10 protein-coding genes are annotated in these 14,869 nt (G+C 43.0%); 4 read left to right on the forward strand and 6 right to left on the reverse strand.

Annotation, left to right across the window (positions count from 1 at the left end):
• The first annotated feature begins 23 nt into the window (after positions 1-23).
• Entirely contained in the window at positions 24-2,888 is a 2,865-nt protein-coding gene (gene gcvP, locus ACQEXU_RS07910; RefSeq protein ID WP_427010354.1) for an aminomethyl-transferring glycine dehydrogenase, read from the forward strand.
• A 205-nt stretch (positions 2,889-3,093) separates the two neighbouring features.
• Here gcvP and ACQEXU_RS07915 read toward each other — a convergent pair whose 3' ends face one another.
• The 5 genes from ACQEXU_RS07915 to ACQEXU_RS07935 all read right to left on the reverse strand — a co-directional run bounded on the left by ACQEXU_RS07915 (position 3,094) and on the right by ACQEXU_RS07935 (position 8,634).
• On the reverse strand, positions 3,094-5,370 hold the full coding sequence (locus ACQEXU_RS07915; RefSeq protein ID WP_427010355.1) for a DEAD/DEAH box helicase: 2,277 nt from the start codon (positions 5,368-5,370) through the stop codon (positions 3,094-3,096).
• Entirely contained in the window at positions 5,364-6,068 is a 705-nt protein-coding gene (locus tag ACQEXU_RS07920) for a hypothetical protein (protein WP_427010356.1), read from the reverse strand. Before ACQEXU_RS07920 ends, ACQEXU_RS07915 begins: the two co-directional genes overlap by 7 nt.
• A gap of 869 nt (positions 6,069-6,937) precedes the next feature.
• On the reverse strand, positions 6,938-7,432 hold the full coding sequence (locus ACQEXU_RS07925; RefSeq protein WP_427010357.1) for a YcxB family protein: 495 nt from the start codon (positions 7,430-7,432) through the stop codon (positions 6,938-6,940).
• Positions 7,433-7,730: 298 nt separating this feature from the next.
• Entirely contained in the window at positions 7,731-7,991 is a 261-nt protein-coding gene (locus ACQEXU_RS07930; RefSeq protein ID WP_367989436.1) for a DUF5062 family protein, read from the reverse strand.
• Between the two features lie 136 nt (positions 7,992-8,127).
• On the reverse strand, positions 8,128-8,634 hold the full coding sequence (locus tag ACQEXU_RS07935) for a DUF3087 domain-containing protein (RefSeq protein WP_427010358.1): 507 nt from the start codon (positions 8,632-8,634) through the stop codon (positions 8,128-8,130).
• A 359-nt stretch (positions 8,635-8,993) separates the two neighbouring features.
• Between ACQEXU_RS07935 and ACQEXU_RS07940 the strand changes: the two genes are divergently transcribed.
• Positions 8,994-10,724 (forward strand): S8 family serine peptidase, encoded by a 1,731-nt coding sequence (locus ACQEXU_RS07940; RefSeq protein ID WP_427010359.1) that lies wholly within the window; start codon positions 8,994-8,996, stop codon positions 10,722-10,724.
• A 198-nt stretch (positions 10,725-10,922) separates the two neighbouring features.
• Positions 10,923-11,537 (forward strand): 3'-5' exonuclease, encoded by a 615-nt coding sequence (locus tag ACQEXU_RS07945; RefSeq protein ID WP_427010360.1) that lies wholly within the window; start codon positions 10,923-10,925, stop codon positions 11,535-11,537.
• Between the two features lie 63 nt (positions 11,538-11,600).
• On the opposite strand, the gene ACQEXU_RS07950 is transcribed toward ACQEXU_RS07945, so the two are convergent.
• Positions 11,601-13,307, reverse strand: coding sequence for a S8 family peptidase (locus ACQEXU_RS07950; RefSeq protein WP_427010361.1), 1,707 nt, complete (start codon positions 13,305-13,307; stop codon positions 11,601-11,603).
• A 618-nt stretch (positions 13,308-13,925) separates the two neighbouring features.
• Here ACQEXU_RS07950 and ACQEXU_RS07955 point away from each other — a divergent pair.
• Positions 13,926-14,810, forward strand: coding sequence for a DMT family transporter (locus tag ACQEXU_RS07955; RefSeq protein WP_427010599.1), 885 nt, complete (start codon positions 13,926-13,928; stop codon positions 14,808-14,810).
• Positions 14,811-14,869: the final 59 nt, after the last annotated feature.

The following is a 14,869-nucleotide window of genomic DNA, read 5'->3' on the forward strand; positions in this document are numbered from 1 at the left end:
AACCACGGAGTAGGTAAAGGACCATGACTGAATTACTTCAAAGCCTCAGCACACAAAACGAGTTTGTTGCTCGCCACAACGGACCGAACAAATCAGACCAACAAAAAATGTTGGAAGCGATCAACGCAATCAGCCTTGATGCGCTTATCGATGAAACCGTACCAGCGCAAATTCGCCTAGAGCAACCATTGAATTTGGCAGAAGCGAAGAGCGAAGCCGATATGCTGGTTGCAATGCGCAAATTCGCTGACCAAAACCAAGTTAAACGCACATTCATCGGTCAGGGTTACTACAACACCTTCACACCAAACGTGATTCTACGTAATGTGATGGAAAACCCGGGCTGGTATACCGCATACACCCCTTACCAACCAGAGATCTCACAAGGTCGTCTAGAAGCCCTTCTAAACTACCAGCAAATGGTGATGGATCTAACCGGTATGGAAATCGCGAACGCGTCATTGCTTGATGAGGCAACGGCAGCAGCAGAAGCGATGACACTGTGTAAGCGTGCGGGTAAGAGCAAGAGTAACGTCTTTTTCGTTGCTGACGATGTTCACCCACAAACGCTTGAAGTCGTTAAGACACGTGCAAAATACATCGGCTTTGATGTTCTTGTCGGTTCACTAGAATCACTACCAGAACAAGATGTGTTTGGCGCACTGGTCCAATACCCCGGCACTACGGGTGAGGTTCGTGACCTAACGGACATCATCGCAAAAGCACAAGCAAACAAAACACTGGTTACCGTAGCAACGGATCTATTGGCTTCTGCACTACTAAAACCTGCAGGTGAAATGGGCGCAGACGTCACTATTGGCTCTGCACAACGTTTCGGCGTACCTATGGGTTACGGCGGTCCACATGCTGCATTTATGGCAACGCGTGACAAGCACAAGCGTACGATGCCGGGTCGTGTTATCGGTGTATCTATCGACACAAATGGCAACCAAGCTCTGCGTATGGCAATGCAAACGCGTGAGCAGCACATCCGCCGTGAAAAAGCGACATCAAACATCTGTACTGCGCAAGCACTGCTCGCCAACATGGCATCTTTCTACGCGGTTTACCACGGAGCGGAAGGTCTACGTACAATTGCTCGTCGTACACACCACATGACCGCTATTCTAGCCGCTGGCCTAACGAAATCAGGCTTTGAGCTCGCGCACAACAGTTTCTTCGATACCATCACAATCAATACCGCAGAAAAAACTGAAGCGCTTTACGCAAAAGCACTGGCAGTAGACATCAACCTACGTAAGCTAGATGGCAAACTAGGTGTAAGCTTCGACGAAACCACAACCGTGGCAGACGTAGAAGCCATATTCGCTGTATTCGGTGTGAAAGAAGAAGTTGCAGTACTATCAACTGAAATCGCAGGCAACGAGTTTGCAGCCATTCCAGAAGCACTGCGCCGCACAACAAAATACCTAACCCACCCTGTGTTTAACACGCACCACAGCGAAACACAGATGATGCGTTACCTAAAACAACTAGAGAACAAAGACTTCTCGCTAACGCACGGCATGATCCCACTGGGCAGCTGTACCATGAAGCTGAACGCAGCAGCAGAGATGATTCCAGTAACATGGCCTGAGTTTGGCTCGATCCACCCGTTCGCACCAGCAGAACAAGCCGCCGGTTATGCAGCGCTAGCAAAAGATCTGAAAGAGAAGCTATGTGAAATCACAGGCTACGACGCATTCTCACTACAACCAAACTCTGGTGCATCGGGTGAGTACGCAGGTCTTATCGCGATTCAACGCTACCACGAAAGCCGTGGCGAAGGTCACCGCAATGTATGTTTGATCCCAAGCTCTGCGCACGGTACTAACCCTGCGACAGCGTCTATGGTTTCCATGAAAGTGGTGGTGGTTAAGTGTGATGACGAAGGCAACATCGACATCACCGACTTAGCAGCGAAAATCGAGAAACACAAAGACAACCTTTCAAGCATCATGATCACTTACCCTTCTACGCACGGCGTATACGAAGAGCAAGTGAAAGAAGTGTGTGAAATGGTTCATGCAGCGGGCGGTCAGGTGTACCTAGACGGCGCAAACATGAACGCACAGGTTGGTCTAACAACGCCGGGCTTCATCGGCTCTGACGTTTCTCACCTCAACCTACACAAAACCTTCTGTATCCCACACGGTGGTGGCGGTCCGGGTATGGGTCCTATCGGTGTGAAATCGCACCTAGCACCTTTCCTTCCGGGTCACATTGAAAACGGTGCAGACGGCGAAGACTTCGCAGTATCGGCAGCAGATATGGGTAGCGCATCTATCCTGCCTATCTCTTGGGCATACATCGCAATGATGGGCGAAGCTGGCCTAACAGACGCAACGAAAGTGGCGATTCTGAACGCGAACTACGTGATGGAGCAATTGCGCCCTCACTACCCTGTTCTTTACCGTGGCTCAAACGGTCGTGTAGCGCACGAATGTATTATCGACATTCGTCCACTGAAAGAAGAGACAGGTATCAGCGAAGAAGACATCGCGAAACGTCTAATGGATTACGGTTTCCACGCACCAACGATGTCGTTCCCTGTAGCAGGCACGCTAATGGTTGAGCCAACGGAATCGGAAGATCTAGAAGAGTTAGATCGTTTCTGTGATGCGATGATTGCAATCCGTGAAGAGATGGCGAAGGTTAAGAACGGTGAATGGCCGCTAGATAACAACCCGCTTGTTAATGCGCCACACACTCAAGTTGACCTAGCGAAAGAAGAATGGGATCGCCCTTACTCTCGTGAGCTTGGCTGCTTCCCTTCTAAAGCAACCAAATCTTGGAAGTACTGGCCAACAGTAAACCGCGTAGATAACGTATACGGCGACCGTAACCTAATCTGCTCGTGCCCAAGCATCGATAGCTACGAAGATTAATTTTTGTAGAATCTAAATAGACAAAGGCGGACCGATTGGTTCGCCTTTTTGTTTTTGGGAAAGATTTTTATAACTCACTTTTGGACAAAAATGAGCTAGGCATTACACACTAGCTCTCCCGCATGAGGTTATTAAATATATATAAAAAGTATAATTAATGACTTACCCCACAACTCCACGCTATCTGTTGATTCCGCCTGCAGCTTTATGGTAGATACCAGTCAACGAGCTCTCTCACATTATCCGGGGAGCCAATAACATCTGGCTTAAACAAAATATTTTCTTCAGAGATAGATTCTACGTACATTGATATTTCTTTAATCTCCTCTGGAGGAAATCCATACCGTAGCAACAATGTATGAACAGTATCGTTAGTGCCGTACTTTAATAGTTCTACCATCTTTAGCGCCTTAGTATCTTTAGTATGGTTATGGTAAATACTAAAAGCTCCAATTAGCACATCTGATAAAGAAAATGAGATTACCGTATCCAAATAATCATAGGTATCAAATACGACAGCATCGTAACTCACGTCCTTAGATTTTGTATTTTTAAACAGTGGATATTCATTAGATAACCCACTATCTGGTAGTTTATTCGCAGGCTGAGTGAAGTTGGCATCCAAGTTTTGGTTTTTGCCTCTATTTGAAATATAGCTGTACCTTATCCCTACAATTTCCTTAAAGCTTCGTCCCTGAATCAAATGAAAGAATATTTCGATTGCAGTATCAAAGACATTCTTCTCTCCAGGCAACAGAGGCCTACCTAGCGAGATTTCATAAATATCCCTTAGATGGTCTTTTGTAGCTAGCCTATTCTCTCTATTGTCCTTGCCAAATAGTTTTGTTCCAAATCCACCTTCATACATAAAGTATAAAACGGACTCCATTAGCTCAAGCGCTTCTTTTGTTGAGAGTCTATCCACCTTAGTTAAAGGAAGATTCATCTCCTCATCAAATGTACCTTCGATTATTGAAGAAATAAGCTCCCTTTCATCATCCAAGCCTTCTATATCTTGTTCGAGGCGCGACTCTTCAGATAGAGTAAATGGTGTATTTAAACGCGATGAAAGTAATATAGGGCTCTTTGTATATACATACCCAAAATCAAACACTGTCCCTTTAGAAAGTCGTCCACTACGTCCTATCAAGTTTTTGAATGCTAGTGCTTTGTCTTCTTCATCACCACCCTGCATTCTCATATTGTCCAACCAAACAACATCGAATGGCATATTTATGCCTTGAGCTAATGTACTAGTAGCAAAGCAAATCTTTGCATGACCCTGCCGGATAAATTCTTCAATCAGGAACCGCACTTCAAGAGGTACAGAGCCATGATGAATAACTACTCCTTTTTTTAGCAAACTAACAAGATTAGAACGATGGTCTTGCTCGTTTGCTCCAATCAACAATTCAACCTCTTGAATTATAGATGTTGCAGATTCATCTTCAATTGACTCAAACCGGTCGACATACTTCTGAAAATCATCGATAAAGTCCCCTCGATATAATGACGCTTTAGAAACAAAAACCAGAACTGTATGAATACCATTAAAAGCAATTTTTTCAAATTTTTCATCCAGTTGGATACTATTCTTTACATGGTGACCTTGTTCTTTATACGGTGAGAAAAAGTAATCTTTCTTGTTACTATGACCAAATACAAATGCTTTACCAACAGTATTATGAGGGTACGACCGAGAATATGCCTGACTCTCGTCCAACTCGTGCTTCTTCATTTGGGCGTCAGGGTTATCTACAAAAGGGTGTGCAAAGACCAGTTTTGCTTCTGGGTAGGCAGTCTTCACTCGCCTAACTAAAACATCAAAAATAACCCCTCTTTCAACTTCTTCTGATACTTGAGCCTCATCAAAAAAGAATAGCGAGATATTCAATTTTTCTTTGTGTGAAAAAATTTCTCTAGCTCGCTCTGGAGTAAGAACGAAAATTCGTCTCAACTTTCGGCTTGTAAACACACAATCAACAAAGGAAGAGATCATAACCTGCTTATTGTCCTTAAAACGCTCTCTCAAGGTCGCCATATACTCAGCAATAAGTGCTCGAGACGGAACAACTATTACGCTATCTTCTTCTTGCTCAAAAATATAATCCCTTAATGAAAAAGATTTACCTGCACTGGTTGGCGCTGATATTGAGGTGTATCGATTTTCTTCCACTGCTAATCGTACACTCGCTTGGACTGGGGTAAGCCATTCACCAAATCGTTTTTTGTTTTCTCTTCCTATTCCTGCCAATAAAAAAGAATACAAATCTGTTGGATTCTCATCTTTATAAAACAGCCCAAGAACTGACAGAACCTTAGATTCAAAGCTTTTAAAAACTTCAGAATGAAACAGTTTGTAATAGGTTAACGCCTGTATGACTTCATGATCCACTGGACCATCTTTATGAAGTGTTTCTATTAATTCACCAATATTAACTTGTGGGCGAGCATCTGCCTTAATGCTTCTAATATCTAACATACAACAACTCCAATAACGTAAGCGCATTGAACCTTTTCAAACAGTCCAGACTCCTGAATGCTTTCTATTGCATTATCCATTATTGAATCGTGATCTTTTGAATTTATAGAAAATGCAGCTATGGCACCAAACTTGTCATCGTCCAAATTCTCTATAGATTTTGGGGATGTTAAATTAACTAAATGTGCCCGGTCCCTAAAATGCTTTTCTTCATTAATGAAACCTTCTGCTTGTGGTATTGCTTTACCATGAGGGTTTACACTCCCAGAAAACTTTGCCTCTCCAAAGTTTATTAACTGTTGTGTGCACTCAGTGTGGAAATCAAAACCTTCATTTTGTTTGATCTGAGGTTTCCATATCTCGGCGATTGGTAGTGCTATATGATCAAAGATAACTGATAGTGAACGAGCTGAACTGATAGAAACCATAACTTCACCAAACTCAACTCCTAGTTGATGGTCATCAGAAAACTTCTTAAAGATCTCCACCAAAGCATTAGCGGTCTCTCTAGCTGTATACTCATAAGTCCTTCTGGTACCTTTATCTAGGTCAAGCATCCATGAAGAATCAAGTACTGCCGAAGTCAGTTTTTCAGAGATCTTGTCTAAATCTGAAACAGTCACAATACATGCTTTGACGTTGCTGCAGTCGTGGTAACGGGTATGGATACATCCCCATTCATTATCAATTTTGTCCAAATACATCACCTAACTAATCGATATGAAAGGTTGCTTCAAAATTAAAACTACAACCGTCCAAGGGTATCTATTATGTGTATAGTGGCATTCATCGTATGTTTATAAATCTAATATACTATTGATTTAAATCACGATTTATATCAATAAATCCACTAATCAATATCGCATCTATGAACCTCAGCCATTTGAAAGCATCATCAGAAGCAATTACGAAATAGCTCCGAAAGCAAAACACGCTAAGGGGCGAACATCGTTGCTCCATGGCTTCAGGAACATAAAACAGAATCTACTCATCACTTTCTGTGCAGTACAGTGCAAATACTGACTTTGCGATGCACGTTTAGATTCCTAGTCTCGCTTCGACTCGCTGAAATGACCGAGTTAATAATGCCAAGTGTGATTATTCAACCTTCGAGTATGGGCTATAGCTAACATGCAGATATCCTACCCTCAAATAGATGTGAAGCCTTAAACCAATATTCCCAGAGCTCGAATAAAGTTCAATTCTGCACCAAAACACTTTGGAGTAGAGATGAGTCGCTAGGACAAGCCCCATTATTGTGTTTGCTAAATCATAGTTCACAAGATTCCGCACGCCATACAAATAAAGAAACGAACCTCCAAAAACGATACTTAATTGTTTGCATAGAAACTTCTACTCACCTTTTTGATGAACGTTTGTTTGAACTCATTTCAATAATTTTCTGAGTATTTGTTCTCTAGTGTAAATACGTAACGCGTAGGAAGTAGATTCTTGGGCTCGCTGGAATGACCGATTTGCCTATTGAGCCTGAGTTAGAGTTAACCCATGAAGATCAAAAAAGGCGAACCCATTGGCTCACCTCTTTAGTTTGGTTAGTAGGAATTTGTTAATTCGTTTTCGCTGCTGCATGCTGCTTTACCATAAACGCGATTACTTCGTCATTTAAGCAAGATTTACTGATGTACTGGCGTTGCTTACCCAGATGAAGGATAAAGCCCAAATCAGTTTGTTCGAGTTGGTCGATTTCACTCCAAACAATGCTGCAGTCGATTTTACCGCTTTTGTAGCGCACTCCATCCGCGTTAACTTGAAACACCACTTTATTGCCACGGCTAGAGCTGATGGTTTGTCGCCACAACCACCAAGTTCTTTTGAAGTAAACACTGCACGCCTCAATCACACTCAATACAATAAAGAACCAACCGACATAACCGTTAGGTAGCAGTTCAAACTCCAGTAAAACCACACCAAAAATAAGAAACAGTATTCCTTTCAAATACGCTTTGGGGAATTTAACTGGCTGGCTAGTTTGGTCATAACACTCGGCGAAGAAGGATTTGTCGAGCGTATATTCTGTGGTGAATTCGAAATCTTTAGACATGTATGGTTACTTTAGGGTTTCTGTGAATGAGTATTCCATGTTGCGCTCTTGCAACACGAGCATTGTAGCGCTTCTCGGGGCTTATCTTTAGCAATTTTGATTCTGTTTTGTAAACCAATACTACTGAACATCCCAACTCGCTTTGAGGTGCGATATACATTGATAACTCGATAAGATTTGTTGGTATACAGAAGATAGACGGAGGCGAGTTAGCACCACGCACTCTACTTGTTGGTTGTAAGGTTTGTTTGCTCCTAAAAAGCGCCTGTTTCAGCGCTTAATAGGATGATAGAAATTTCTATTTTAGAGGGTCGTTGTCTGGCAACGCGTTATGAATCCACAGTGCTAGCCTGTGTTTGATGTTGGCACCATCGAGTTTACTTTCTGGAAGTGGCGCAATTTGCTTAGCATCGACTAAAAAGAGATAGATGGCTTTGACTCTGACTGGCTGCGGAGATTCTGGCAAATCAAATCCTTGCATTTTAGCCATCTTGCCACCGATCTCTAACGCCTTTTTCACTAACTTATCTTCGTTATGGAGCTTCGCTGTTTTTGACATATCATCACACTCTCTTGTCGATTCTCTTTTTGAGTATACTAAGCTAAATCATCAGCTTAATCACTTGTAAAGAATTTAAGGGTTAAGCCTTGTCTTTGTCCATCCTTCTTATTTTGTAGCAACACAAATAAACCGACTAAAACGCTTTTAGAATTCCAACGTGGTAGTTCGCAATATCCAGCTCAATACCGTGCTTTTCAACCAGCTCATCAAGCTTGTTTTGGGCGGCGGCTAAGCTTTCCATCGTAAGGGTATTGTCATCGAGTTGCCAGAGTTGGCGAGAGCCTTCGTAGCTAAATTGAAGAGCTAACATCGCATCTGCGTTACCTTCAGCAGCGGCGGCATCAAGTGCTCTCTTTTTACGGTAGATTTGGTTGAGTGCTTGTTTTAGGTCCCACACGTAGGCGACTTCATGCATTTTAGGGTGCGACTTTACTTTGATTAATGCCACCACCAGCCCGATTGCACTGACAATGACACCAAGTAAATTCCAATGGAAATGGGAGCCAGATTCTGACGGAAAGAAGGCAATGAGTGTTTGAGAGATTGCAAGGCTAGAAGCGGCTAAGATACCAATGCACAAGACAATGACCATGTTTAAACGTGAGCGGTATAGTTGTTTGTCGATTTTTTTTAGTTTCATCAATAGTCCATTATTTTAGCCACTTAACATGGCGCTGAGCGGCGTACGTCAGCTTTCGATTATACCGTTTAACTGGCTTGGTATAAGAGGTAATTTGTTGCAAAGAGTGTGCTACGACTCACCCGATAGGAACGTAACTCTGGCTTAGATGGCTAAGGTTGTAATTCAGAACGCGAATTGCGTGATGGAATAACCGTACCCTTACTCTCGTGAACTCAATGGGAACCTTTAGATATAACACGAAGACAAGAGCTCTAAGACAAACTGAACCTATAATTTCCAAATGATATAAGGGGAGTTGTACTGTACTGAACTATAGTTAATAGACATGTTTCTGAGCGTTGATTAAGGAACACCCAATGCAAACAACAGCCAAAACCATGATATTTGCACTAATACTCGCTATCTTCCTGCCAGCATCTGCATATTCCCAATCACCACCTGATCGACAAAGTTATATTGTTGTACTTAACGACAATGCTGTCCCTGAAGATGTTGCCGAAGAAATCGCCCTCAAAGCTAATGGGAAAGTTGGGTATGTCTTTGAACATGTCATTAAAGGTTTCTCCATTGTCGTGCCTGCCGCGGCTATAAATGGCATATTAAAAAATCCGAAAGTATCTTATGTTGAAGAAGACATACCGATCACCGCTTTCGCTCAGCAGATCCCAACTGGTGTTGAACGAATTTTTGCCGACGAGACTTCTCTAGATATCGATGGCATTGACGATTATCGAGTGGATGTCGATGTTGCGGTGCTCGACACGGGTATTGATGTCGAACATCCTGACCTAAATGTTGTTGGTGGAGCCAATTGTCTTAACCACTCTGGAGGGCCACCACACAGACGCTCCTATTACTGTGATGACACATTGAGTGGTGATGACGACCATTATCACGGTACACACGTAGCTGGGACTATTGCTGCCCTTGATAACAATCTAGGAGTGGTCGGTGTTGCACCTGGCGCACGCCTCTGGGCACTAAAAGTATTAGACTCACAGGGTTCAGGCTCACTATCAGGTATTATTGCTGGCATCGATTGGGTGGCTGCTCAAGGCAATATTGAAGTCATCAATATGAGCTTAGGCGGATCTGGTTCAAGTAGTGCCATGGATGACGCCATAGAAGCCGCGTTTAACAATGGCGTGACGGTTGTGGTTGCTGCGGGCAACAGTAATGCTGACAGTGCCAACTATACGCCAGCCAATTCTCCTTATGCCATTACCGTATCTGCCCTTGCTGACTTCGACGGGCAAGCCGATGGCCAAGGCACTCCTACCTGCCGAACGGATCAAGATGACACCTTAGCAGATTTTAGCAACTGGGGGGCAACCGTCGACATCGCCGCCCCTGGCGTATGCATTCTTTCTACTTATCCGCTAGAAAAAGGGGAATATGGCACCATTAGTGGCACATCCATGGCATCACCTCATGTCGCTGGCGCTGCCGCATTGCTTGCAAGCAATAACGATAGTCCACAAACAATATGGGATACCTTGGTTAATAATGGTAACTTAAACTGGGTGGATAATTCAGGGGATAGCAGCCATGAGCGATTACTGGACATTGACTCATCCGTCTTTTCTCCAAAACTCATTGTCACAGGGCACGTTAGCAATTCCTCTCCCACAGCCCAATTTACATTCTCGTGCACACAATTAGTATGTGACTTTGATGCGTCAACATCCTTCGATAGTGATGGTTCAATCAGTTCTTATGCGTGGGACTTCGGAGACACTAATACAGGCAACGGTAAAACAACCAGTCACACTTATTTGAGTCAAGGAACTTATACTGTAACCCTAACTGTCACCGATGATGATGCTGCCACTGGCGATACCCAAGATGAAGTGACGGTAAGTGATAGCGATGATTCCCCTACACTACTCACTAGCAGTACGAATAACGGCTCAACGTGGATAGCAACGGTTTACTATTCAGGTAATGATATTCTTACCGGTTCTTGGTCTTCAGGGACAGGTACTTGTACTGGCAATACCTGTACACAAAGTGGGATCGCAAAACGCCAATCAAGTGTCGATTTTACGAGTGATAAAGGCGTCACTGTGACCGTTTATAAACCATAGCAATCAGTGCATATAGTTTCTCCGTATCAACCACCTTCGATGAAGGTGTTTGACCTCTATTTGTATGGTCACCAATCACAGCTTATCAAAACAAAGCCAATTAACTGTTTAGTAGCATGCTAGCAGAGCATCAATGCCTTTCTTTTTTTATCACTTTCGATGATACTCTTGCACCTTATCGTTTAGTTGGAAAACCTCATGCCTCAAGCAAACTCCGTCGTTGTACTCGACTTTGAAACCACTGGTCTCTCTCCGAATATGGGGGATCGCGCTATTGAAATCGGTGCAGTGAAATTAGTCGATGGAGAGGTTGTTGATAGTTTCCAACAGTTGATGAATCCCGGCTTCAGAGTGAGCTCTTTCATAGAAAGTTACACTGGTATCACCAATAACATGTTGCGTACCGCACCAAGTTGCGATGAGGTGATGGCATCGTTTAGTGAGTTTATTTCTGGTGAAAACCTTATCGCCCACAATGCTTCGTTTGATAAACGATTTCTTGATGCTGAACTAGAACGAATCAACACAGGTTACAGTGGTGAGTTTGCTTGCTCCTTACTAGTGGCAAGACGACTGATTCAAGACGCACCATCGCATAAATTGGGTGAGCTTGTTCGCTATAAAAATATCGACAACGATGGTGTTTTTCACCGAGCATTAGCCGATGCACAAATGACAGCAAAACTATGGCTTCAGATGATAGAAGGCTTAGAGCAGTCGGGAATCAACAAGCCAAGCTTCCAATTTATGCAAACCGTGAGTAAAACCGCAAAAGGAAAAGTGGGCCTACTACTTGCTAAAAGTCGTGTTTAAAACGACCTGACCAAATACAAAAAGGCGAACCAAATGGTTCGCCTTTTCTCTAGTGTTAACTAATTAGTATCGATTCCCTAAGTCAGTAAACAAGGTTTCTGCATCTACAATGCCCCCTGAAATAGATAGGGTTTCAAATGGGACTTGCTGCTCAGGATCTGATGGTTTGTTTATCATCAAGCCCGGATAAGTGCGCGATGTATCCATCAAGAGCTTCTTCACCTCAACCGCCGTGAGATCCGGATTGTACGACCACACTAACGCTGCAACACCCGATACGACAGGCGCCGCCATACTGGTTCCGCTGAAAGCTTTGTATGTGTTGTCTGGCGTCGTTGATAGAATTCGGTGGCCCGGCGCAAAGATGTCGACAGACTCCTGACCAAAATTACTAAAATAGGTCACGAGATCAGCATCTGCGTATTTTGATGAAGCACCAACATCCATCCATGTCGAGATAGGTTTTAGAGCACCAAAAATTGAGTAGCGGTTCGGGAAGCTTGGTTTGATGTCGTTGTCATTACTGCTGTTACCCGCAGAATGCACAATCAATACGCCTTTGCGCTGTGCATAACGGAACGCATGATCAACCACCCACTTCGATGGAGAGTAACTCTTACCAAAGCTCATGTTGATGATCTTCGCACCATTATCAACGGCATAACGAACCCCGTTGGCAATGTCTTTGTCTCGCTCATCACCATTTGGCACGACACGTACAGACATGATTTTCGCGTGATCCGCAACGCCATCAATGCCGATACCATTACCTCGTTTGGCGGCGATAATGCCCGCAACGTGCGTACCATGACGGCCAACAGGGCCTTTAACATTGTTGTTGCCATAGCCCTTTTCCCAATTAATGTATGGGTTATCCATTACAATATCTCGGCGCGTGTCGAGCTCTAGGTTGTAATAGTAGTTGAGGGCTTCTTCATAGCGTTCTTTACGTGAGTCCATATAAGCGAAGGAATACCAAAGCTTGAACACATCAAGCAACCCTTCTGCTGCTGCCACCACCTCTGGGTCAGAATGCGTCAGTAGAATTTGAACGCCATCTGCAGTGAAATCGGTATGGTCAGTTTTCTCTACGATAATACTTTTATAACTATTCGCTTCGGTTTGTGCTGCCAAAACGGCTTCTAACTGGGTTTGATTTGAGGTTACTGATTCCAAGTAATCCGCTTCAACCGCTTGGTAGTATTTAAGCTTTTTCGGTGGGATCCAACGATTTCTCTCTTTCAGCGCCAGATACTTTTTGTATTCGCGCGTTACTTCAAGCGTATCGTGGTCTACATCAATACCCATTGAGTTACCAAGGAAGTTCCAGCCGTGAACATCATCGATATAGCCATTGCGGTCATCATCAATGCCGTTATCTGGGATCTCTCCTGTATTGACCCACAAGTTGTCTTTAAGATCCTCATGCTCGACGTCTACCCCTGAGTCCATCACCGCAACAATAATTGGTTGAGGCATCAAAGGAGGCAGTAAAAAGTCGTAGACTGCACTTGCACCAACACCTTGGATGTCGGTTGTTAACGGCGATAAGTTAAACCAATCACCACGAACGCTTGGAGCACTGCGCATTAAGTCCAAAGCACGAAAACGGGGCATCGGCTTCGGGGAGTGATCTTCAATGATGGTCCCTTTCACATCCTCGATAAAAGGTGAGTTTTTAGGGGCCGGGTTTACACTGACGTTTGCAGAAACTGAAGCTGTAGCCATGATAGCTGCAGCAACAACTGACAATTTATATCCATTTTTCATGTTTGCATCCTATTTTTTCTGCTTTAAAAGCCGAATTAAGATAAAAGGCATCACAAACCGAATCATGGACGAATATTAATAAATGATATCAATATCTCATTTATTAATAATATTTATTATAATTATTTGATTGATATTCTATTGACAATTTCAAGTATAAACAAAACCATCAATTAAACATTTAAAACTGTTTTGATTTTAAATTACGAAATATAAGATCTTGCTTCAAAACTTAAACAATATTAATTCCAATGCTATCAAAAAGCCAAATTCACCAAATATATCAATCAGATAAAAGTAATAACACAGAGATGGTGCAATTAAAGTCACCAATAGTTAATATGCTTACTAAGCATTGACGCTTAAATATACCTCAAACAATTGTATCAAATAGAATATAGTTTCAATGATCATAATTAAGCAAATAGTATACATATAAAATGATATTTAAGCCGTTATTATTAATTTAAATATAATCACTAGAACTAAAATATAAAAATAATTTTTCATATTAATCAATAACCATATTACCAAAAACACTTCGATAAGTTTATGTCACAAGTGAGCCTATTGACGTATCATAAATGTCACCCTCAAGCAGCACAATTTATGGCGAATATGACCCAACAACACACTTTCATCCCGGTCGGGGTTCGGTTTATGTTACTTTCCGCATTGGGATTTGCTCTCATGTCTGCCTGCGTGAAGTACGTGAGTGTTTATGGCATCCCATTGTTTGAAATTGTCGCGGCTCGTGCCTTAATCTCACTGATCATCAGCTATCTAGACGTCAAAAGAAAACGCATTTCCATGTGGGGTAACAATAAGTTTTTACTGTTACTTCGAGGGGCAGTTGGTACTGTCGCTTTGATGTGTGTTTATTACTCGGTCACTACGTTACCTTTAGCAGAAGCCACCATTTTACAGTACGCACATCCCGTATTTACAGCCCTGCTTGGGGTATTGTTCTTAAAAGAACGCGTCCAAGGCGCAACCATTATGTGTATTTTGCTCTCTATGGCAGGTTTGGCGATTATGGTACAGCCCGGCACAACAACAGATTTACCCACTTTTAGTGTGATGATGGCATTACTCGGGGCTTTTGGTAGTGCTATCGCTTATGTCATTGTGAGAAGGCTCAGCCAGACAGAAGACAGCTCCGTAATTATTCTCTATTTTCCAATGATCGCTTTGCCGACGTCTATTCTTCTCATGTGGAATGACTTTGTTTTACCAAGCTTGTGGATAACATTCATGTTGGTTCTCGTTGGCGTATTCACTCAAATTGGCCAATATGGTTTGACGAAAGCAATGCAAACTCAAGCGGCGGCACAAGCGTCTGCATACTCCTATGTCCAGATTGTATTTTCCACCTTGATTGGTGCGTGGGCCTTCAATGAGATCCCTTCGGTTTGGACATACATCGGCGGCAGTTTAATTGTCACTGGCGCGCTAGTAAACGCTTTCGGTAAGTCGCTTTTCCGTAAGCAAACCGCTGGGTAATCCACCTTACGTCTTAGTTTCAATTGGCTTTCCAAACCAGCGTGATAGAATACGCGCCT

Source organism: Vibrio sp. TRT 21S02 (assembly GCF_050113675.1).
Classification (GTDB): domain Bacteria; phylum Pseudomonadota; class Gammaproteobacteria; order Enterobacterales; family Vibrionaceae; genus Vibrio.